The organism is Sphingomonas sp. CFBP 8765 (genome assembly GCF_014841445.1).
Classification (GTDB): domain Bacteria; phylum Pseudomonadota; class Alphaproteobacteria; order Sphingomonadales; family Sphingomonadaceae; genus Sphingomonas; species Sphingomonas aerolata.
This window is the reverse complement of record NZ_JACYTY010000001.1, coordinates 526,841-548,947: the sequence shown is the minus strand read 5'-3', so window position 1 is coordinate 548,947 and position 22,107 is coordinate 526,841. Positions and strand designations below refer to the sequence as shown.

15 protein-coding genes and 1 tRNA gene are annotated in these 22,107 nt (G+C 65.8%); 8 read left to right on the top strand and 8 right to left on the bottom strand.

What is annotated here, in order from left to right:
- Positions 1–150 precede the first annotated feature (150 nt).
- On the bottom strand, positions 151–1,740 hold the full coding sequence (locus IFT87_RS02640; RefSeq protein ID WP_031439983.1) for a DEAD/DEAH box helicase: 1,590 nt from the start codon (positions 1,738–1,740) through the stop codon (positions 151–153).
- Between the two features lie 130 nt (positions 1,741–1,870).
- Positions 1,871–2,344 (bottom strand): hypothetical protein, encoded by a 474-nt coding sequence (locus IFT87_RS02635; RefSeq protein WP_197975094.1) that lies wholly within the window; start codon positions 2,342–2,344, stop codon positions 1,871–1,873.
- Between the two features lie 66 nt (positions 2,345–2,410).
- On the opposite strand from IFT87_RS02635, the gene IFT87_RS02630 reads away from it, so the two are divergent.
- Together IFT87_RS02630 and IFT87_RS02625 are read left to right on the top strand one after the other, a co-directional pair.
- Positions 2,411–3,859 carry an FAD-binding oxidoreductase gene (locus IFT87_RS02630; protein ID WP_192007373.1) on the top strand — a complete coding sequence of 483 codons (1,449 nt, stop codon included), beginning with the start codon at positions 2,411–2,413 and terminating at the stop codon, positions 3,857–3,859.
- Between the two features lie 64 nt (positions 3,860–3,923).
- Positions 3,924–4,691: a SapC family protein gene (locus IFT87_RS02625; RefSeq protein ID WP_031394972.1), complete on the top strand. Its 768-nt coding sequence runs from the start codon at positions 3,924–3,926 to the stop codon at positions 4,689–4,691.
- Between the two features lie 305 nt (positions 4,692–4,996).
- On the opposite strand, the gene IFT87_RS02620 is transcribed toward IFT87_RS02625, so the two are convergent.
- Positions 4,997–5,875 (bottom strand): N-formylglutamate amidohydrolase, encoded by an 879-nt coding sequence (locus IFT87_RS02620; RefSeq protein ID WP_037529902.1) that lies wholly within the window; start codon positions 5,873–5,875, stop codon positions 4,997–4,999.
- A 97-nt stretch (positions 5,876–5,972) separates the two neighbouring features.
- Between IFT87_RS02620 and cpdR the strand changes: the two genes are divergently transcribed.
- Both cpdR and IFT87_RS02610 read left to right on the top strand, forming a co-directional pair.
- A complete protein-coding gene (cpdR, locus tag IFT87_RS02615) occupies positions 5,973–6,350 on the top strand; it encodes a cell cycle two-component system response regulator CpdR (protein WP_031394969.1) in 378 nt (125 codons plus the stop codon).
- Between the two features lie 44 nt (positions 6,351–6,394).
- Positions 6,395–6,469: transfer RNA gene (locus IFT87_RS02610), tRNA-Val, on the top strand.
- A 189-nt stretch (positions 6,470–6,658) separates the two neighbouring features.
- Here the strand turns inward: IFT87_RS02610 and IFT87_RS02605 are convergent.
- Together IFT87_RS02605 and IFT87_RS02600 are read right to left on the bottom strand one after the other, a co-directional pair.
- The gene (locus IFT87_RS02605; RefSeq protein ID WP_192007372.1) at positions 6,659–7,408 is read right to left on the bottom strand and encodes a TorF family putative porin; all 750 of its coding nucleotides are present in this window, start codon (positions 7,406–7,408) and stop codon (positions 6,659–6,661) included.
- Positions 7,405–7,854, bottom strand: coding sequence for a hypothetical protein (locus IFT87_RS02600; RefSeq protein WP_236559145.1), 450 nt, complete (start codon positions 7,852–7,854; stop codon positions 7,405–7,407). The genes IFT87_RS02605 and IFT87_RS02600 overlap by 4 nt, the downstream gene beginning before the upstream one ends.
- 336 nt (positions 7,855–8,190) lie before the next feature.
- Between IFT87_RS02600 and IFT87_RS02595 the strand changes: the two genes are divergently transcribed.
- The 3 genes from IFT87_RS02595 (at position 8,191) to alr (ending at position 12,658) form a co-directional block, all read left to right on the top strand.
- Positions 8,191–9,375, top strand: a complete 1,185-nt coding sequence (locus IFT87_RS02595; protein WP_037529897.1) for an acetyl-CoA C-acyltransferase — start codon at positions 8,191–8,193, stop codon at positions 9,373–9,375.
- 81 nt (positions 9,376–9,456) lie between these two features.
- Positions 9,457–11,526 carry a TonB-dependent receptor gene (locus IFT87_RS02590; protein ID WP_192007371.1) on the top strand — a complete coding sequence of 690 codons (2,070 nt, stop codon included), beginning with the start codon at positions 9,457–9,459 and terminating at the stop codon, positions 11,524–11,526.
- Between the two features lie 88 nt (positions 11,527–11,614).
- On the top strand, positions 11,615–12,658 hold the full coding sequence (alr, locus tag IFT87_RS02585; protein WP_320481742.1) for an alanine racemase: 1,044 nt from the start codon (positions 11,615–11,617) through the stop codon (positions 12,656–12,658).
- A gap of 140 nt (positions 12,659–12,798) precedes the next feature.
- Here the strand turns inward: alr and IFT87_RS02580 are convergent, their stop codons facing one another.
- Complete coding sequence (locus IFT87_RS02580) at positions 12,799–16,056, bottom strand: TonB-dependent receptor domain-containing protein (protein WP_192007367.1); 3,258 nt, start codon at positions 16,054–16,056, stop codon at positions 12,799–12,801.
- 469 nt (positions 16,057–16,525) lie between these two features.
- Here IFT87_RS02580 and IFT87_RS02575 point away from each other — a divergent pair, with 469 nt between their 5' ends.
- On the top strand, positions 16,526–19,729 hold the full coding sequence (locus IFT87_RS02575; RefSeq protein ID WP_192007365.1) for a TonB-dependent receptor domain-containing protein: 3,204 nt from the start codon (positions 16,526–16,528) through the stop codon (positions 19,727–19,729).
- Between the two features lie 89 nt (positions 19,730–19,818).
- Here IFT87_RS02575 and IFT87_RS02570 read toward each other — a convergent pair whose 3' ends face one another.
- Complete coding sequence (locus tag IFT87_RS02570) at positions 19,819–21,006, bottom strand: acetyl-CoA C-acetyltransferase (protein ID WP_037529898.1); 1,188 nt, start codon at positions 21,004–21,006, stop codon at positions 19,819–19,821.
- A 32-nt stretch (positions 21,007–21,038) separates the two neighbouring features.
- Positions 21,039–22,034 carry an alpha/beta fold hydrolase gene (locus IFT87_RS02565; protein ID WP_192007364.1) on the bottom strand — a complete coding sequence of 332 codons (996 nt, stop codon included), beginning with the start codon at positions 22,032–22,034 and terminating at the stop codon, positions 21,039–21,041.
- Between the last annotated feature and the right edge of the window lie 73 nt (positions 22,035–22,107).

Below are 22,107 nucleotides of genomic sequence, written 5' to 3'. Positions count from 1 at the left end.
TGTGACCCCATAGCGCGGGCATTCGTCGACTCGGCCACGTACCTCCGCACTCCCAAGGCGATCGCTCCGTGGATCAACGATCAAAACGGCAAGCGCGCTTGTGTCGCTATCGCTCCTATAGTGGGCAAGCCTGAAGCTAAGCTCTCGGCATCACTCGTATCCGCCAATCACGGCATTCAGGAAGCTGGGGAAGGGGCCGTTCCACCCGTCAACCGGCGCGTCGGGCACGGTACTGCGGCGGGTGGCCCGCACGGGATCGACCTTTGGCTCGCGTGCCTGCTCGGGCATGGCGGTCGACGGTGCTGGCGGCACTGTCGGCACCGGGGCCGCGGCAGGACGTTCCGCGACCGGCGCGATGGGCATTGCCGGAGCAACACGGGGAAGCGCAGGCTGTGCGGCTGGGACCGGTTCGTCAATCGGCGTCCGAGCCCAGCGCGATGGTTTCGGCGTGGCAGCGGCCATGGGCGCTGCGATTTCGGCAGCTGCCATCACTTCGTCCTCGACGGCATGGGCAACGACATCGGCACGCGGCACCCGCCGCGTCCGCGACCGCTCGCGCCGCGGTGGCAGCTCTTCATTGCTATCGGACGGCGCGGTAGCCGCCGGAGCCAGCGCTCTCGGCTCGGACAGCTTGAGCCGCTCGATCGTCTGGCCCGTCAGCTTTTCGATATTCTGGATATTCTCGGAATCGTCGGGTGCGACGAAGGTATAAGCGGTGCCCGTCGCGCCCGCACGGCCCGTGCGGCCGATCCGGTGGACATAATCGTCGGGATGCCAAGGCGCGTCATAGTTGAAGACGGTCGACACGCCCTTGATGTCCAGACCACGCGCAGCGACGTCCGAGGCGACGAGGATCGTCACCGCACCGTTCTTGAACAGGTCCAGTTCGGCGAGGCGCTGGGGCTGCTCCATGTCGCCATGGATTTCGCCGGATTTGTAACCCGCCTGCTTCAACACCTTGTTGAGGTCGCGCACGGTCGTCTTGCGATTGCAGAAGATGATCGCGTTGGTGACCTCGTCCTGCGCTAGGATCCGGCGCAGTGTCTCGCGTTTCGCGGTCTGGCTGGCGACCGGGACCAGATACTGCTTGATGTTGAGGTTGGTCGATGCAGGGCGCGAGACCTCGATCGTCTTGGGGTTCGAGAGAAACTTGTCCGCCAACTTCTTGATCGGCGGCGGCATCGTTGCCGAGAATAGCAGCGTCTGGCGCGACTTGGGCAGCTTGGTGCAGATTTCCTCGATGTCGGGGATGAACCCCATGTCGAGCATCCGGTCCGCCTCGTCGATGACCAGCAGCGAACAGCCGTTGAGCATGATCTTGCCGCGGCCGAACAGGTCCATCAGCCGGCCCGGCGTCGCGATCAGGACGTCGACGCCCTTTTCGAGCGCGGCGAGCTGGTCGCCCATCGACACGCCGCCGATAAGCAGCGCCATCGAGAGATGCGAATTGACGCCGTATTTCTCGAAGTTTTCGGCAACCTGCGCGGCCAGTTCGCGGGTCGGCTCAAGGATCAGCGAGCGCGGCATCCTGGCGCGGCTTCGGCCATGGGCAAGAATGTCGATCATCGGCAGCACGAACGACGCGGTCTTGCCGGTGCCCGTCTGGGCGATGCCGATGATGTCACGCATCATCAGAACCGAAGGGATCGCGCCGGCCTGGATCGGCGTCGGCTCGGTATAGCCGGCGTCAGTGACCGCCTTCAGGAGTTCTTCGGAAAGGCCGAGATCGGCAAAGCTCATTTATATGTCCGGGAAAAGGAGGGCGCGCATTATTCCCTCAAGCGCCCCGCCGCTCGCGGATTTCCAGCAAAATGTCAAGGAAAGCGGGTGGCGGCACGACGAAAGTCGCACATCACCCGTACGGTCTTGTCTATTGCTTGAGCTTCAGCGTCTTGAAGTCATCGATTTCGCAGCGCGCGCCGGACCGCATGCGAATCGCGTCGCGATCGCGACATATCAGACCGTCACCGCTCGGCCGCAGGTAGAAGCCCGGATAATAGTCGAGTGGTTTGCAGTCGCCATCAAGCTTCGCGCGCAACCGCGTGCCGTCCTGCATGACGAGATCGACCGAGCCCGGCTGGCCGAGAAAGGCGCCCGCTATCTCCGCGACGGCGACGCATTTGGGCCCCTTGCGCTCCTTCCACTCGCGCGGCTTCGACAAGGGCGCGCTACCGACGGGTTGGGCCGATCGCCTGAACATGCGGGGGACGCGGATGATGATCCGCTCGTGGATCGAGACCTGCGTGATCTCGACGCGCGCGTGCGTCGGCACGGCGGGGTTCGCCACGGCCGCGAGGGGGGCGGTGAGGGCGAGGAGGGAGGCGGGAAGCGCAGGGTGAATCATGATGTCGCTAAGCAGCGTTAACCGCGATCGTTGAACGGGAGGTGAATTGCGCTTAGCGGCGCAGTCATGACGCCCGAACAGATACAGATGCTCGACGCGCTTGCCCCGCAGCTCGAGCGCAAGTCCATCGTCACCGATGCCACAGATATCGCCCCCTGGCTCGAGGACTGGCGCGGCCGGTTCCATGGTGCAGCCCCGCTGATGCTCGCCCCGTCGTCGGTTGCCGAGGTATCGGCGATCGCCCAGGCCGCGCTGGCGTTCCGCGTCCCGCTGGTACCGCAGGGCGGCAACACGTCGATGGTCGGAGGGGCAACGCCGCCCGCCGACGGCCGTGCCGCCCTGCTGTCGCTGCGCCGTCTCAACCGCATCCGGTCGATCGATGCCGAGGCCGGCCTCGCGGTGGTGGAGGCAGGCGCTATCCTCGCCGATCTCGACGACGCTGCGCAGGCGGTCGGCCAGCGCTTCCCGCTGACGCTCGGCGCACGCGGCAGCGCGACGATCGGCGGCCTGGTCTCGACCAATGCCGGCGGCACGCAGGTGCTGCGGTTCGGGACGATGCGCGGGCTGGTTGCAGGCGTCGAGGCGGTGCTGCTCGACGGCAGCGTCCATGACGGCCTGTCCGCGCTGAAGAAGGACAATCGCGGCTACGACATCGATCAGCTGCTCGTCGGATCCGAGGGAACGCTGGCGATCGTCACCGCAGCCACATTGCGGCTGGTGCCAGCCGTGGCCGCACGCGCGGTCGCCTGGGTCGGGGTCTCCGGACCCGACAGCGCGCTCCGGCTGCTGCGCGGCCTGCAGGCGGCGACCGACCGTGTCGAAAGCTTCGAGATCCTGCCGCGTGAAACGCTAGCGGCAGCGGTCGCGCATCTCCCCGGAACGCGTGCGCCGCTCGACGGCGACCATGCCTGGCATGTCCTGATCGAGGCAACCGCACCGTCCATGGACGGCGAAACCCCCGCGGCGCTGCTCGAACGGCTGCTGGGCGCCGCGCTGGAGGCAGGGCAGGCTGAGGATGCCGTGATCGCCGCCAGCGAGGCGCAGGCCGCGGCATTCTGGCGGATCCGTGATTCCCTGTCCGCGGCCGAACGTGCGCTCGGCCCCGCCACCCAGCATGACATCTCGGTCCCGGTCGAGACGATGCCGCGCTTCATGATCGATGCCGCGCGGGCCTGCAACGCGCGGTTTCCCGGTACGCATGCCAGCGGGTTCGGCCATCTGGGCGACGGCAATGTCCATTTTCACGTCCGCGCCCCGCAGGGCACCGATCCCTCGCGCTGGTATGCCGAGGATGCGCCGGTCGTGACGCGCTTCGTCGACGATCTGGTCGTCGCGGCCGGAGGATCGATCTCCGCAGAGCACGGGATCGGCCAGATGAAGATTGGCGAGCTGGAGCGGTTGTCGTCGCCCGCACGGCTGACGATCCTGCGCGCGGTGAAGACCGCATTCGATCCGCACGGGCTGCTGAACCCCGGCAAGCTCGTCACGCTTGCACGGGCAGGCGTCACGCCATAGAGCCTCGCGCCAATCGCCGGCGTCCTGCCGCCCAGATCCTCTGACGAAACACTGGAGATACATGATGGCCAGCGCACCGCAGCTTCCGCTCTTCTACAACGGCCTGGAGCCGCTTTCGAGCGACACGCACGCCGATTACAAGGTCCGCCCGCAGGAGAGCGCGCCGTTCCTCGTCGGCCAGCATGCGATCCCGATCACCGTCGACGAATTCCCGCTGGTGCAGCGTCACATGCCGATCGTCTTCTCGGTCGGCGACGATGCGATCCCGCTGGCGCTGATGGGCCTCAACGAGGGCGTCAACGTCTTCATCGGCGACGACGGCAAGCTGACCGAGAACACCTTCTACGTTCCCGCCTATATCCGCCGCTATCCGTACATGCTCGCGCGGCTGCATCCCGATGCGCAGGAGCTGTCGCTCTGCTTCGATCCGACCTCCGATGCGCTCGGTGCGTTCGACGAGGGCGACGCGCTGTTCGCGGATGGCGCGCCGACCGAGGTCACCAAGTCGATCCTGGCGTTCAATGAATCGTTCGAACAGGCCGGCGCGCGCACGCAGAACTTCATGAAGGAGCTGCGCGAACTCGGCCTGCTGATGGACGGCGAAGTCTCGATCCAGCCCGACGGTGCCGAGCAGCCCTTCGTCTATCGCGGGTTCCAGATGGTCAACGAGGAGAAGCTGATCGACCTGCGCGGCGATGCGCTGCGCAAGATCAGCAAGTCGGGCATGCTGCCGCTGCTGTACGCCCACCTGTTCTCACTTGCGCTGATGCGCGACATCTTTGCGCGCCAGGTTCAGCTCGGCAAGACGCCGCTGCCGCAGCTCGGCGGCTGATCCGTCCGCGCCGACCGATCGCAGCGCGGTCGGTCGGCGCACCAGATACCGCGCGCTCGCGCCGGGATCCCGAGCTGCGATCGTTGCGGCGCAGAATTTTTCGCGTCGGGGTTGAACCAAAATCCCGCTCGCCCATTTTAGACCTGTACGGCACCGTGTCCCCCCCTTTCGCGGCGTCGTACGGCACGCTTCTAGCGTGCCTCCTCCCTGAACCTTGGCCACCTCGTGCTTCGCGCACGGGGTGGTTTTTTTATGTGCCAAGCTGGGGTCCCGCTGCGGGTGATCGGTGTCGCTAGCGCTGGCCCTTATTCGGCCGCTGCGGCCCGGGTGGTGGCCGATGCGCCCATGGCCAGCGCCTCGTTCGTCAAGGCTGTGAGAAGGGCCTTGAGCAGCCGCACCGTCGCATCCACGCCGGTGCCCAGCCCGTCGAACTGGCGATCCAAGTAGAGCAACCGATCGAATTCGAGCTGGATCGCGTGGATCCCCGCGGTGGGACGCGCGTGTCGTTCGAGGATATGCCCCCCGGCATAGGGCGCGTTGCGGGCAAAGGGGAGGCCTGTGTCCGCGATCTCGGTCTCGAGGCGGGCGAGGAAGCGCGGATCGGCGCTGCGGCCGAAACGGTCCCCCAGGACGATCCGGGGCGGGCTGCCGCCCGGTACGCCCGCCGCCGAGAGCGGCGGCATCGAATGGACGTCGAGGAGGATCGCGATCCCGAACCGCGCCTGCGCTGCGGCCAACGCGTCGCGCACCGCGTCATGATAGGGGCGGTGGTCGTTGGCGATCCGGCTGGAGATGTCCGCGTCTGTAAACCGGCGCCGCCAGAGGTCGGGCGCGGCGGCTGCCCGACGCGGCACCAGGCCGAGGCCGCTTCGCAGCTTGGCGGAGGGTTGAGGCTGCGCCATCGGGTTCGCCCCCTCGTCCACGCGGGGATCGCGTTCGGCCTCGCTGCGGTTCAGGTCGATCCAGGCGCGTGCCCGGGTCTGCACGATCATCGTCTCGACCGTCCGTGCCCGGGTGGCAACGATGTCGATATGACGGTCCTCGAGCGCCACGACGGTGTCGAACGGGACGCGTAACGCCTCGCGCAAGGCGGGCGGATAGTCGCGACCGGCATGCGGTACCGACATCACCACCGGGCTGGCAGGCGGCAGGTCGCCGAAGCGCGTGAACGAAGGAGACTGCATGCGGAAAAGCGTAGGGCGCATTGCATGAACGGGCAAACGATCTGGAAATCTTAACTGCTTATGGAGTAACGGACCGCTAAATCACGGGAATATATCGATGTTGCGAATCCTGCTGGCCGAGGATGATCAGGTCATGCGCGAATATCTTACCCGCGCCTTGCAGCGATCGGGGTATGCGGTGACCGCGGTCGACCGTGGCACCGCGGCGATTCCGCTGCTCGAGACCGAGACGTTCGACCTGCTGCTGACCGATATCGTGATGCCCGAGATGGACGGCATCGAGCTGGCGCAGCGTGCCGGCGAGCTCTGCAAGAACCTCCGCGTCATGTTCATCACCGGCTTTGCGGCGGTCACGCTGAAGGCGGGCAAGACGATGCCGCAGGCGCGCGTGCTGTCCAAACCCTTCCATCTCCGCGACCTCGTGGCCGAGGTCGATCGGCTGTTCGAGATGGATAATGCAACAAGCTTCAATTGAGTGCTTGCGCCCCGCGATAAGCGCGGCTAGTGGAGCGCTCCGGCGGGCGTGTAGCTCAGTGGTAGAGCACTGTGTTGACATCGCAGGGGTCGCAAGTTCAATCCTTGCCACGCCCACCATGGAATTGACCCTACCCGGTCTTTCTCGTCTTTGCAGACAGAAAGCCGGGTAGGGATAATTCGAAGCAGAGGATGTCCTCAGGGACTTCCGGGCTTCCCAAACCCCATCATGTCATTTCTGGATCTTCGTGAGCACGGCCCTTTAAGGGGGCCGGACTCGGGAGCGCGGATCACTGCGCTCCTGCGGGATCAGAAGCCCAGCCGCGCGCGGGCGACGATACGGTCGCCGCTGTGTCGCGCATCCGCAAACGGGCCGGTCGCATCGGCGCGTGCGATGTCGGTGCCGATATAATCGACCCCGAGCGTCAGCGACCCCTGCTGGCGTTCCACGCCCAATCGCCAATCGGTATAGCTGCCACCGGGACGCAGCCGCTGTATGCGCAGCGGATCCGTCGTGGTGCCCGAGGAGTGCCCGATACCTGCGAGCAGCGTGTAGGGCGTCCCGGGGATCCCGGCATCGGCATTCGCATAAAGATAGACGTTGCTGCCCCCCAGCGCATCCTGCGACGGGGCGAACTCGATCCCGCCGACCAGACGGGCGGGACCATAGCTGTACCGCGCGGACGCGCCGATCTCGGCATAGTCCATCCCGGTGCGCGCGCCGGCGAACAGATGCCCGGTCGCGGACGTCCGGAGCGTGACCGCGCCCAGATCCCACCCCGTCGCCAGCATGACGTCGACGACCGCGTCGGCGCCCGCGTGGCGGTCGGCGTTGCGGAGCGTCGTCACGCGCGCTGTCGCGTCGATCCTGCCGAGCGAGGCCGCCGCATCCGCGGACAACACCGCGCGGCCCTCGCTCCAACTGAGCCCGCGGCGTGCCTCGTCGGTGGCGACCTCGATCCCGCCGGAGGGCGCGACCTGTGCCCGCACGGACGTTGGGAGAAAGGCTGCCGTGCTGCACAGGGTCAGCGCGAGTGTGTGCGTGAAGGGGCGCGTCATCCTGCGGCCAACGCTCCGTGGATCTGATCAAGTTCGGCGCGGAGTACGTCATGGTCTTCTTGCGCCATGGCGGTCACGTCGTGATGCAGGTCGCGCGTCTTCGCGGCGACCTCGCGTGCGATCGCGGCGCGGCTGCTGCTGCACCATCCCGGCTGGTGGCCCGCCGCTACGCCATCGCGTGCGAAGTTGCGCGTCATCAGCGTTCCCGACGACGCCTTGGCATGGCGGTCGACGATCATGTTGGCGGTCCAGGCACAACGCAGCGTCGAGGATTGTCCGGCTGGTGCGACCGCGCCGATCTGGCGGTGTTCGACGACGACCGCGCCGCGATAACGGACCTCCACGGGGCCGCTGTGATGATCGACCCGCGTGGTGTGTTCGATGGTCGGTGCGGCCATGGTGGCGGCGGTCGCGAGCGCGAGGCCGGCGAGCAACATATGGGTCATGTTCGTCTCCTTTCAGGTCCCGGCTTATGCTGGCCGGTGACGCTTCCAAGTCTGGGCACGGTCGATTGACCATGGCCTGTGAACGCGCGCGTCTGGCGGTTCGTTGCGCGGGTACCGCGTCGGGCCGGGGGTGCGACGTGCTGCGTCCGGCAATTCGGGGCAGCGCGCCACGGCGGCGCGGTGGTGTTGACACGCCATTTGCGGCGGGTATGGCAGGGCGCTCAGAGCGTCGGTTGCAGCGACTTTGGATGATCCGGTATGGTCCGCGCCCGTGCGCGGCAACGCCGGCCCAGGTCCACTGGCGCACGCCGCATGCCGTTTACAGGAACGATCACCATGACCGACGATCCGATCATCATCGCCAGCTATGCCCGTACGCCGATGGGTGGATTCCAGGGGGCCCTGTCAGGGGTCACCGCGACCGAACTCGGCGCGACCGCGGTCAAGGCGGCGGTCGAGCGCGCACGCGTCGACCCGGCGGTGATCGACCGCATCTATATGGGCTGCGTCCTGCCCGCCGGGCTAGGACAAGCGCCCGCGCGGCAGGCGGCGCTCGGCGCGGGGCTGCCCGACTCGGTCGAGGCCACCACGATCAACAAGATGTGCGGATCCGGAATGCAGGCCGCGATCATGGGGTTCGAGGCACTTGCCGCCGGGACCGTCGACGTGGTGGTCGCGGGCGGAATGGAGAGCATGACGAATGCGCCCTTCCTGCTCGCCAAGCATCGCGGCGGCGCGCGGATCGGCCATGACGTCGTCTCCGATTCGATGATGCTGGACGGTCTCGAGGATGCCTATGAAAAGGGCAAGCCGATGGGCGCGTTCGCCGAGGACACGGCGGGGGCCTATCAGTTCACGCGGGCGGATCAGGACGCGTTCGCGCTCGAAAGCCTCGCGCGGGCGAGTGCGGCGGTCACCGGGGGGCATTTCCGCGACGAGGTCGTGCCGGTGACGGTCAAGACGCGCGGCGGTGACGTCGCGGTCGTCGAGGACGAGCAGCCGGGCAAGGCAAAGCCCGAGAAGATCTCGGGCCTGCGCCCCGCCTTTGCCAAGGACGGCACGATCACCGCGGCGACCTCGGCGTCGATCTCGGACGGTGCCGCGGCGCTGGTCCTGACGCGGGCGAGCGTCGCCGCGCGGCTGGGGCTGGCGCAGGAGGCGCGGATCGTCGCGACCGCCGCGCATGCGCACGCCCCCGCGCAGTTCACGACCGCACCCGTCTCGGCGATCCGCAAGGTGCTTGACCGCGCGGGCTGGTCGGTCGGGGACGTCGACCTGTTCGAGGTGAACGAGGCGTTCGCGACGGTGGCGATGATCGCGATGCGCGACCTCGCAATCCCGCGTGACCGGCTGAACGTCAATGGCGGCGCAACCGCGCTCGGCCATCCGATCGGTGCAAGCGGCGCGCGGATCATCGCCACGCTGGTTGCCGCACTCAAGGCGCGCGGTCTGCGCAAGGGCGTGGCGGCGTTGTGCATTGGTGGCGGCGAGGCAACGGCGGTCGCGGTCGAACTCGTCTGACGCAGCCCGCCTTTGCCCTGGCGTCAGGTCTTTGGCGAAAGAGGCTTTTCGCCGGCGGTGCAATGCTGGCATGAGCCCGCGATGACCATTATCGCGCGATCGCGTCGCCTGTCCGCCGTCCTTCTCCTTCCGCTCGCGCTCCTGACGCCAGGCATCGCGCAGAGCGTCGCCCCATCGCCCGTCGCCGAGACGCCGCCGGTGATCGTCGTCACCGGCCGCGGCTTGGCGGATGCACCAGGTGACCGGGCCTATGATATTGTCACGATCGAGCGCGACCGCATCCAGTCGAGCGCGAGCAACCGGCTGGAAACCGTGCTCGCCGATGTCGCGGGGCTGCAGCAGTTCCGCCGCTCGGATTCACGCAGCGCCAACCCGACCAGCCAGGGCATTTCGCTGCGCGGCATCGGTGGCAATGCGTCGAGCCGCGCGCTGCTGCTGTTCGACGGCGTCCCACAGGCTGACCCGTTCGGCGGCTGGGTCGCGTTTCCCGCCTATGCGACGGGCCGGCTCGGCCGGATCCGCGTCACGCGTGGCGGCGGCAGCGGCTATCAGGGGCCGGGCGCACTTGCCGGCACCGTCGAGCTTGAAAGCGCCAGTCCTGGCCAGCTGACCCCGTTCCAGGCGGGCATCGCCTATGGCAGCCGCGATTCGGTCGACGCGCAGGCCTCCGCGGCGCTGGTCCGCGACGGCGGTTTCGCGGTCGTGTCGGGCGCTTATACGCGCGGCGACGGCTTCACGCCGACGGTCGCGGGGTCGCGCGGCGCGGTCGATCGCCCGGCGCCGTATGAACAGGCGTCGGGCGCCGTGCGCACGGTGATCGCCGTCGACGCGACCACCGAGCTGCAGCTGAACGCGAGCGCCTTCACCGACACGCGCGACCGCGGCAGCGATTTCACCGCCAATCGCAGCGAGGGCGCGGATGCCAGCCTGCGACTGGTCGGGCGGGGACGCTGGGGCTATTCGCTGCTCGGTTATCTTCAGACCCGCGCCTTTGCCTCGAGCTTCGGCAGCATCAACGCGGCACGCAGCACGACCACCCAGTCGCTCGACCAGTATAATACGCCCGCGACGGGGCTCGGTGCGCGGTTCGAACTCCTGCCGCCGCTTGGTGAGGCGATCACGCTGCGGCTCGGTGCGGACATTCGCGACGTGAGCGGCAAGACGCAGGAGCTGTTCTTTTTTGCCGGCGGCAATCCGACCCGGCGACGCGAGGCGGGCGGCAGCTCGACCACGTCGGGGCTGTTCGCGGACGGCAGCCTCGTCGCGGGCGATGTGACGTTCAGCCTTGGCGGGCGGATCGACCGCTGGACGATCGACCAGGGGTATCTGTCGGAACGACCGCTTGCCGGGGGGCTGCCGGTCACCGACCTGCGCTATGCCGATCGGGAGGGCACCGAAACGACGGGCCGCGCGGGGATCGCCTATCGTCCCGTCGACGCGGTTACGTTCCGCGTCGCGGGCTATCGCGGTTGGCGGCTGCCGACGCTCAACGAACTCTATCGCCCGTTCCGCGTCGGCAACGACACGACCGCGGCCAATGCGCTGCTGTCGCCAGAGCGGCTGACCGGGGTCGAGGGTGGGGTCACGCTGGCGCCCGCGCCGGGGGTCAGCATCGCCGCGACCTATTTCTACAACAGGCTGAAGGACGCGATCGCCAACGTCACGCTGTCGTCGACCGCCACCAGCGCGTCGCGCGTCCGCCGCAACCTCGACGCGATCCGCGCGCATGGGTTCGAGATCGATGCCGCGTATCGCCCCGGCCCGGTCGGCGTCCAGGCCTCGTGGTCGCACGTCAATTCGACCGTGGACGCCTCGGCCGCCGCGATCGCGCTCGACGGGCTGCGTCCGGCCCAGACGCCGCGCGACCAGGTATCGGCGACGATCGACTGGCGACGCGATGCCGCCGCCGCATCGCTGACGGTGCGCCATGTCGCGCGCCAGTTCGACGACGATCAGAACAGCCGCAGCCTCGATCCCGCGACCACGCTCGACGCCTATGCGGCCTATCCGATTACCCGCGCGCTGGTCGTCGAGGCGCGCGCGGAAAACCTGTTCGATGAAACGGTCGAGGCGGGGATCAGCAGCGGTACGATTGTCGAGCGTGCAACGCCGCGCACGCTCTGGATCGGGCTGCGCTACGCCATGCGGTAACGGACGGATCGGGGCCGGGCGAGGGCGGGGAGACGGGAAGGTCATCGACGATGCCGCGCGAGCGCTCTATCCCGCGCGGGTGATCGATATTCCCGCCCCGCTCCGCCTGCGCCTCGACGGCGACGCTCTTGTCCGCAACTGGCAGACGCTCGACCGCATGAGTGGCCGCGCCGCGTGTGGGGCGGCGGTCAAGGCGAACGGCTATGGTCTGGGCGCGGTCGAGGTCGCGCAGCGTCTCGCGGGGGCGGGGTGTCGCGACTTCTTCGTCTCCAACTGGCGCGAGGCGGTCGAGCTGGCACCGCTCGGCCTCGCGGTGTCCGTCCTGCACGGCGTCCGTGACGAAGACATGGCGGCTGCCCGCGCCGGGGTCGGGCGTCCGGTGCTGAACACGCCCGCACAGGTCGCGCGCTGGAAGGCCGGGGGCGGGGGCGCGTGCGACGTCATGGTCGACACGGGGATGAACCGCCTCGGCGTGTCCGCGCAGGATATCGCCGACGGACTGCTCGACGGACTGACGATCGAGACGCTGATGAGCCATCTCGCCTGCGCCGATGAGGACGCGGCGATGAACGCGCTGCAGCGCGATCGGTTCGCGGCGTTGCAGGGCATGACGGGCGCGCGGCGGATGAGTCTCGCCAATTCCGCAGGGATCGCGCTGGGGCACGATTATGCGTTTGATCTGACACGGCCGGGATTGGCGGTGTATGGCGGGGTGCCGCGAGGGGAACTGGGCGAAGTGATCACGCCGGTGGTTTATCCCGAGGCGGAGATCCTGCAGGTCCGGCGGGTGCGCGCAGGCGACGCGGTCGGGTATAATGCGACATGGACCGCGAAGGCCGACACCGATGTCGCGGTTGTCAATCTTGGATATGCCGACGGGTATTTCCGGGGATTTTCCAATTGCGGCACCGCATGGCATGGCCAGGACCGGCTCGCAGTGATCGGCCGGGTCTCGATGGATCTCGTCGCGATCGACGTGACCTCGGCGACTGCTAGCGAGGGGGACTGGATCGCCTTTGACCCAGCCTTGCCGGATGCGGCCGTCGTGTCGGGAATGTCGCAATATGAACTGCTGACCGCGATGGGCACCAGGTTCCAGCGCGTTTGGGACGCGCCGCGTATATCTGCGTGACGCCCCGCGCGGGCAAGGCGCGGCACTAGGTCACGGCAAGCACCGCATAGGTGTCCGCGGACCGGCGGGTTACAAAAAAAGGGGCGGTGGAAATCACCGCCCCCCAAGGGATAGCGTTTGTCGCGAAAATCGCGATCAGGTCAGAACTTCGCCTGGAACCCGGCGTAGAATTTGCGGCCCAGCGGCTCGAAGATCGCGGTGCCGGCGCCGATGCCCGTCGAGCCCAGTGGCGGGAGGCGGTCGGTCAGGTTGTCGATGCCGAAGTAGAAGTTCGTTTCGCGCGTGACGTTCACGCCGAACTTCACGTCCATGTAGAACACGTCGGGGTAGTAGGGGATGTCGAAATCGTCGAGGTTCTGCGGGACGCGGCCTTGGAACGACTGACGGTTCTCGGCGGCCCCGACCGACTGCTTCGTGATGTAACGCATCTGCAGGTTGCCGAAGACCGAGCCGAAATCAGCGCCAAGGTTCCAGTTGACCTGATCCTTGGGCGTTCCAACTTCGCCGACCGTCGTGTCAGCAAAGCCCGGCTGCGTCGGGTCGGTGAACGAGCTGTTGGTCAGCACGTGCGTGTAGATGATGTGGCTGTTCAGGCGAACATCGCCAAAGGTGTGCGTGTAGTTCAGGTCGACGTCGATACCGCGAACCTGCAGCTTTGCATAGTTGAGCAAGGTCTGCTGAAGGCTGCCCTCGACGATGCGATACTGCTCTTCACCGACAGCACCGGTCTGACCCGCGGGAACGCGAGTGAAGAGCGAGCAGAACTGGTTGCCGGTCGTTGGCGAATCGTAGCAGCTGTTGATGATGCCCTGCGCCGATGGCGCGGTGATCACATTGTTGACCTTGATGTTGTAGTAATCGACCGACAGCGTCAGGCCCGGGATAAACCTGGGCTGGAGCAGCACGCCATAGGTGTAGGAATCCGACTTTTCGACGTCGAGTTGCGGATTGCCGCCGCTGACAATCTCCAGCGTCTGTGCGTAGACATAGTCGTAGGTGGTCGGAATGCCCGCCGCGGCGCAATTGCCGGCCCGGAACTGCGTGCCCCCCGCGACGTTTCGCGCCGAGCACGGATCTGTGACGGTGGCGAAGTTCTGCGATTGCGGCGAGTAGAGATCGGACAGGTTGGGCGCACGGACCGAGCGAGAATAGTTTCCGCGGAAACGGATCCCATCGATCGGCGTATAGGTCGCGTTGCCGCTATATGCGTAAACCGTGCCCGCCGAGCCCTTGTAATCCGACACGCGGCCCGAACCGCTCAGTGTCAGCTCGCGGATGAGCGTGATGTCCTTCAACAGCGGTATGCGGATTTCGCCATACGCTTCCTTGACCTCGAACGAGGTCGGGTCGAACTTTCCGATCGCGTTGTAAAAGGTATAGCCTGACGAGACCAAGGGATCCTGCTCGTAGAAGGCCGTCTCGCGCCGGTATTCGCCGCCGACCGAGAAGCCGATGTCGCCGCCGGGCAGGCTGAACAGCTGGCTCAGATCGCCGGAGACGAAGCCGTTGATGTCAAGCTGCGTGATCTTGCCACTCGAGACCGTGTCCTGAAGGACGTAGTTCTTGGCCGCCTGCGAGATATTCCCGGTGCCGAACGGATTGAGCGGCTGGCAGGCGGCGATATCCGCCGCCTGGACGGCTGCGTTTCCGGCGATGTCGCCGCCGAAGGACGCATCGGCGCGCGCCTGACCCGTACCCGGCAGCTGCGATCCGCAGATGATCTGGCCGTTTGCCGGATTGGTGACGGCGTCGAGGGCAAGCACCATGCGCTGCTGGTTCAGATTGCCCATGACCTTCGTCTTTTCGCGGAACTCGCCATAGTTCCCCGCAAGCTCATAGTGCCAGTCGTCGTTGAACGTGCCCCGGACACCGCCGACAAGACGGTAGGTTTCGCGCCGCGCGGCTTCGGTGCGGACGCCCAGATCGGTGAGGTTCTTGCGCAGGATGAAGCGGAAGGACCCGTTGTTGATCGCGGTGATGTTCGCGGCCGTGAGCGGTGCGTTGGTGGTCGGATTGATACCGCTTGCGAGGATCTGCGCAGCGATGGTGTTGCGCGCATCGGCCGACAGATAGGGGTTGTCAAGTCGCGGCCGCTCGTAAAGAAGGTCCAGCGTTTGGCCGGTGAAGAAGGCCGGTCCCGAGCTCCCCTGTCCGACCGAATCGGTGCGCGAATATTTGGCCTCGATGAACGGGACGAAGGCGTCCGATACCTCGAAATGGCCGATGAGATTGGCGGAATACCGGTTGAGTTCTGGCAGGATCTGAATCAGCTGCCCTTCACGGCGCGTGTCGCCATTGCCGCTCAGATAGGATCCGGCCGGTACCGCGCTGGCGCGGAACGGGTTGGTGGCACTGCCCGTGCCGGCCGTTGCGGCAAGGCCGACACGCGAGCCGGTTTGCTGCGCCAGGGCGCCGGACGACTGGAACAGGAAGTTGCACGAGAAGGGGCGTCCGGCATTGTTGAACGTCGCCGTCGGCGTGTTGTCGCGCCCGCACGCGCCGGTCGGGCTTGCAAAGGCGACAAGACCGCCGGCCGAGATCGTTGCCGACCGGATATCGCGGAAGAACACCGAATCCGGAATGCCGTCATAGTTCAGGTTCGTCTGACCGGTAGCGACGCCCGCGGAGTCGGAATCGGTTGCGATGAAGCCGTTGGCCTGGCGCAGATAGTCGCGCTGCGACGCGTAGAGCGCATTCTGCCGCGAATATTCCAGATTGACCGCGATGTTACCGCGGCCGTCGGCGAAATTCTTGCCCGCCAGGACGCTGCCGAAATAGGACCCGGCATCGCCACGCTCGCTGATCGCACCCTGGCCGCGGACCTGCAGACCCTCGTAATTGTCCTTCAGGATGAAGTTGACGACGCCGGCCAGCGCGTCCGATCCGTAGACGCCCGAATTACCGCCCGTCACAAGATCGACGGACTGGATCAGGTCAGTCGGGATCGTGTTGGTGTCGACCGATACGGCGTTGTTGAGGATGTCGGACCCGACATGCCGGCGACCGTTGACGAGCACGAGCGTGCGCTGCGTTCCAAGGCCGCGCAAGTCGAGCAGGTTGAGGCCGGCCGTGCCGAGGAAGCGGGTCGAGTTCGCCTGGCTATAGGTGCTCTGGAGCTGCGGCAGATCGTTCAGGACGTCGCCGATCGACGTCTTGGCGGTCGTCGTCAGTTCGACCGCACTGATCGTGCTGACGGGAACCGCGGATTCGCCGTTCGGGCTGGCGATGCGCGACCCGGTGACGAGGATCTCGTCGTTCGCGGGCTGTGACGCTTCGCGCTGGGGTGCTTCCGCAACAGGTGCGACCTGATCCGGTGCGGTTTGTGCCAGCGCAGTGCCGGGCAGTGCCGCAAGCGCGCCGACGATCGCCGTCGCGCCCAGAAAGCGAGACAATTTCATAAAACCCCTTTGCGTTGGCATTTATGCCCTATTCGATGGCGAGAGGGTGACGCCATGCGATTGGCCGCGCAATTGGTTTATTGCTGCAGCATGAACGGAAGTCCGAGTTTTCACAAAACTGTAGCGTTCACGCAACAATTCGACACATCCTCTTCCATATTCCATGTTGTGAACTCGAAGAGGCGAGGTGGCGTTATCACCGCAGCGGGGCGATAGCGGCCGCGTCGTTGTCAACGAGGCTCACAGCTTCCGCCGTGCGATCGCAAACCATAGGGTTTAAACCAAAATACACCTAAGCGGCCTTGCAGGGGTTTTTAACAACAAACATAGATTATAAATCGACATATTGTGTCAGATATGTTGCATTCTTACAACGCGTGCGGCGCCAAATGACACTTCCGTCATGTAAGGGTCGATCTTCGTCCGATGTCTCCCTAGAAAATCACGTGTTCACAGGGGGATATAACTAATGCGATGCAATCTGCTCGTTCGCGTATCCGCGCTTGCCGTCTTGGCCGCGGGATTTTGCGGCACCGCCTATTCACAAACCTCGACCACCCCTGAATGCACGCCCGGCCAGGAGCGTCTCGCCGATGGGTCGCTGTGCGCGCCGGTCGCGGGCGAGCCGGCGGTGGGCGCCGATGGCGCAACGCGGCGCGAGTCCGCCCCCGAAGAGATCACCGTCACCGGATCGCGTATCCGGCTGCCGAATGTCGAAGGCACCGTGCCGATCACGGTGATCAACAATCAGTATCTGTCCAATCGCGGCCTGACCAATGCCGCCGATGCGCTGAACGAGACGCCGGGCATTCGCGGCAACATCACGCCCGCGGGCGCGCAGGGTTCGTTTGGCCAAGGCGTCAATTTCATCAACGGACTTGGCCTGGGTTCGAACCGGACGCTGACGCTGATCAACGGCCGCCGCTCGGTATCGTCCAACGTGACGACGATCTTCAACCAGGGCGGCGCGGGGACGCAGGTCGACGTCAACGTCATTCCGACGCTGTTGCTCGACCGTATCGAACAGATCTCAACGGTCGGGGCGACCACCTATGGTTCAGACGCGATTGCCTCGACGGTCAATTTCATTCTCGACACCCGCCTGAAGGGCGTCCGCTACACCGCATTGAGCGGTATCACGGAAGAAGGGGACGCATTCCGTTACAACCTAGCGCTGGCGGGCGGCTTCGACTTTGACGATGGCCGCGGTAACATCACGCTGGCCTATACGCGCGACTATCAAAAGGGCTTGCTGTACAATTCGCGTGGTTTTCTTCGCGACAATATCGGATCGGCCGACAATCCCTCGACAGCGCAGTCCGCGCAGCTCGGCCGCCCTGCTGGTACGACCGCCGCAAATGACGGCCGGGTGAATACGGGAATCGGTTTCAATGATTCCGGAACTGACGGATTTCCCGGATCGATCCTGGTACGCGACCGGACGTTGCCGTTGCTGACCGGTGGAGGTCTGATCACGTCGGCCTTCGCCAACGCGAACGGGACCGGCTCAGTCGCGGCGGCAGTGCAGAATTATCAGTTCGACCGCAGCGGCAATCTCGTGCCCTTCAACCGGGGTATCCGGTTCGTGAGCGTCCAGCAGGGCAGCGGCGGCGACGGGTTCCGCTTCAACGATTATTCGCAGATCACCAGCGATCTGCGGCGCAACGTGTTTAACGGCTTTGCCGGTTACGACTTTTCCGATGCGTTCAAGGTCTTCATCGAGGCAACCTATTTCCAGTCGCGCGGTGACGAACTGGTTCAGCAGCCGACCTTCAACAGCAGCCTGTTCGGCGGTCTCAGCGGCGCGCTGACGTTCACGAGCGCAAGCCCGTTCCTGACGGATCAGGCGCGCGCGCAGCTGACGGCGCTCGGCGTCCAGCGGTTCCAGGTCTCGCGTGCGTCGCTCGATCTGGCTGACCTGACGGGCTTCTCGACCAACAAGCAATATCGTGCCGTCGCCGGCGTCCGCGGCGATTTCAATATTGGTGGTCGTCGTTTCAACTATGAAGCCAGCAGCAACATCGGTCGGGTCGATATTCGCGATACCCGACAGGACATCAACGCCCAGCGGTTCATCAATGCGGTGAACGTCACGCGGAACGCTGCGGGGCAGATCGTGTGCACGGCAACCCCGTTGGTGCAGGCCGCACCTGGCGGTACGCCAGTCGCAGACGCCGCCTGCGTGCCGCTCAACCTGTTGGGTGAAGGTCTTTCGAGCCCGGAGGCACGGTCGTACATCGTATCCGAGAACATCACGAGGAGCCGGCTCGAACAGATCGTTTACAACGTCAATGTCGGCGGCAGCCCGTTCGACCTGTTCGGCAACGAGACCGGCTTGAACCTGGGCTATGAGCATCGCGAGGAGCGCGGCAGCTTCACCCCCAGCACCTTCGAACAACTGGGGCAGGGGCGTGCTGTCGCCATTCTTCCGGTCGCGGGACGATACAATGTCGACGAGGTGTTCGGCGAAGTCATCCTTCCGATCGTCACGGCGCAGAACGGGTTGTCGTTCCTGCATTCGCTTCAGCTGAATGCCAGCGGCCGTCACGTCAACAACACCGTCAATGGCGGTTTCACGGCCTATGCAGGCGGCGTGTCGTTCGCGCCGATCCGGGATATCGCGCTGCGCGGCAATTATACGAAGTCGTTCCGCGCACCTGCCATCACCGAGCTGTTCTCCCCCGTTGCGAACGTGTTCACCACGGTTCCCGACCTGTGTTCGCCTGCCAACATCAATGCCGGTGCCGCGCCCGAAAACCGTGCCCGCAACTGCGCGGCCTTCCTGTCGGCATTCCCGAATGCCACGCCACTGGATGCCGCAGCCGCCACCGTCCCGGGACGCAACGGGGGCAATGTCGGGCTTGCGAATGAAGTGGCGAAGAGCTTCACCTACGGTGTCGTTCTACAGCCGCGTTTCATTCCTAACCTGACGCTGACGGTCGATTATGTGAACATCAAGATCTCGGATCCGATTGCCAGCCTGACGGTCGCGCAGATCGCATCGGCGTGTTTCGACAATTCGACGTTCAACGCCGCCGATCCGGCGAACGGCAATGCGTTCTGCTCACAGATCCGACGCTATGCACAGGGACAAGGCGGCGCATCGGCGAACGGTGGCAACAATGGCGGCCAGGTGGTCAACGACCCCCTAAACCCAGGTGTCGGAAGTGGTTTCGTCAACGGAAACAAGATCAAGTTTGAAGGGATCCAGTCCGAACTCACCTATAATCGTTCGCTGTCGGGTCTGGGCATTCCTGGCTCGGTCGGGATGCGGGGAAATCTTTTCGTCTCGCTCAAGCGCGTCAACGACATCACCGGCGTTGCCCCCGTGCGGACCGACGGAACGCTGGGCGATCCGACGTTTCAAGGCCAGTACAACCTCTCCTATTTTCATGACGACTTCGGCATCTCGACTTCGTTCAACTATACGGGCGAAGCGCTTTTCTCTCGTGTCAGCCGTGGTGCCGATCTTCGCGAAATCGACAAGCTCAAGGATTTCGTGACGGTCAATCCGAGCGTCTACATAAACGCAAGCGATCGTTTCCGGGTTACCTTTGCCGTGACCAACCTGTTCAACAGGGTCGGCGAAGAGTATAACGGCATCATCATCCCGGCGAGCTATAGTGATCTGATCGGTCGTCGATTCGCAGTGAGCGTTGCCGGCAAGTTCTGAGCCGGCTATAATTTGATAAAGGGGGCCGCTCGTCTTACAGAGCGGCCCCCTTTATTCGTTTGAGGCTTATAAGTGCGGCAACGGCAGTCTCACCGTTCGAGGCACATAGCAATCCCCATGCCGCCGCCGATGCACAGCGTGGCAAGACCCTTGCTCGCGTCACGCTTCTGCATTTCGTAGATCAGCGTCGTCAGCACACGCGCGCCGCTGGCGCCGATGGGGTGGCCGATCGCGATCGCGCCGCCATTGACGTTGACCTTGTCGGCATCCCAGCCGAGCTCCTTGCCGACCGACAGAGCCTGGGCGGCAAACGCCTCGTTCGCCTCGATCAGGTCGAGATCGGCGATCGTCCAGCCGGCCTTCTCCAGCGCGCGGCGCGTGGCGGGGACGGGGCCGATGCCCATGATCGACGGGTCGACGCCGGCGGAGGCCCAGCTGCGGATGGTTGCGAGCACCGGACTGCCGCGGCGCTCGGCCTCGTCGCGGCGCATCAGCACCAGCGCGGCGGCGCCGTCGTTGAGGCCGCTCGCGTTCGCCGCGGTGACGGTGCCGTCCTTCTTGAACGCCGGCCGCACGCCCGACACGCTCTCGATCGTCGCGCCCGCGCGGATATATTCGTCGTCGCTGACGATCGCGTCGCCCTTGCGGCCCTTGATCGTTACCACGGCGATCTCGTCCTTGAACCGGCCCGATCCGCGGGCCGCCTCCGCCTTGTTCTGCGAGCTGACCGAGAAGGCGTCCTGTTCGCCGCGCGTCACCTGATATTGCTCGGCGAGATTTTCGGCGGTGATGCCCATGTGATAACCGTTGAACACGTCGGTCAGGCCATCGCTGACCATCGTGTCGACAAGGCTGAGAGTGCCCATCTTCTGCCCGCCGCGGATCGACTGGGCGTGCGCGGACAGCGACATGGATTCCTGCCCACCAGCGACGACGATCGTCGCATCGCCGGTCTGGATCGCCTGGCAGGCAAGCGCGACCGCGCGCAGCCCCGAGCCGCAGACCTGGTTGACGCCCCAGGCGGGGACTTCCTTCGGAACGCCCGCCGCCATCGACGCCTGACGCGCGGGATTCTGCCCCTGCGCTGCGGTCAGCACCTGGCCGAGGATCACTTCGGAGACATCGGCGCCGTCGACACCCGCCTGCGCGAGTGCCGCCTCGATCGCAGTGCGGCCGAGCTCATGCGCGGGGACGGTGGCGAAGGCGCCGAGGAAGCTGCCGACCGGCGTACGCTTGGCGGCGGTGATGACAATGTCGCTGGGGTGGGTGGCGGTCATGACGGGTCCTCTCGTTTCGAGAATGCAATACGCTAGCCGAGCGAATCTATCCAGTTCGCGAGCGGCTCCCAGAGCTGGGCGCGGGCACGGCGGCCGACGATCATGCCGACATGGCCGGCATCGACGTCGCGCCGGTCCGCCAGTCCGATCGCAGTCGCGGCCGGCACGATCCGGTCGTTGCGCGCGACGAACTCGACCGCGGGGCAGGACAGCGCCCGCGGGGCGATCGAGCGACCGGCAATCCGCCACAGACCGCGTCCGGGGAGGTCCAGGGCGATCATGTCCCCGAACAGTCCGGCGGCGGCGGCGGCGGGGAGCGGCGCACCCGCATTCGCCCAGTCCTCCAGCCTGACGAACGCGCGCGCGCCGGGGCTGGTCGGATCGCGGTCGGCAAACCCCTCGTATTTCGCGATCGTCTGCGCGGGCGCGAGCTGCCAGAACCCGCTTTGCAGCACTTCCATCGGCAACAGCCCCGTCTGGCGCGCAAACGGCGCACCGGCGCGCCAAAGTCGCGCCATCTCGGCACGCGCGGTCTCGCCATAGCCGGCGAAATGCCAAGGCGCCGCGATCGTCGCCAGCCCCGCGACCCGCGTCAAGGCGGCAGCGGCGACGGCGAGGGTGCCGCCCAGGCAATAGCCCACCAGGATCGGCGGGGTGGCAAACCCTTGCAGCAGGGGCAGGAGGATGCGCGCGACATGCGCGTCGAGGTCGAGGTCCCGATCCTCGGGCCCCGGCGTTCCCCAGTCGAGCAGGTGCGCATGATAGCCCCGCGTGGCCAGCCACTGCATCAGCGACGTGTCCGCGGAAAGATCGAGGATCGCCGCCGGGTTGATCAGCGAGGGTATAACGATGACCGCCGGCTTGCCCGTAGTGCCACCGCCATAGTCGCGCAGGACCGCCCGGCCGGCCGACGCGCGGATCGGGCGGGGCGGCAAAGGCAGATCCCGGGGCGCGGCCTGATAGCGGTCGAGCCCGGCCAGCGCCCGCGCGCGGCGGTCGGGCGATGCTGCGGTTTCGTTGCGCAACATGGCGAGGAACAGCGGCAATGGCCGTGGACCATGTTGCGGCGCAATGTCAAAGCGCGTAGCGTTTGCCCCGGTC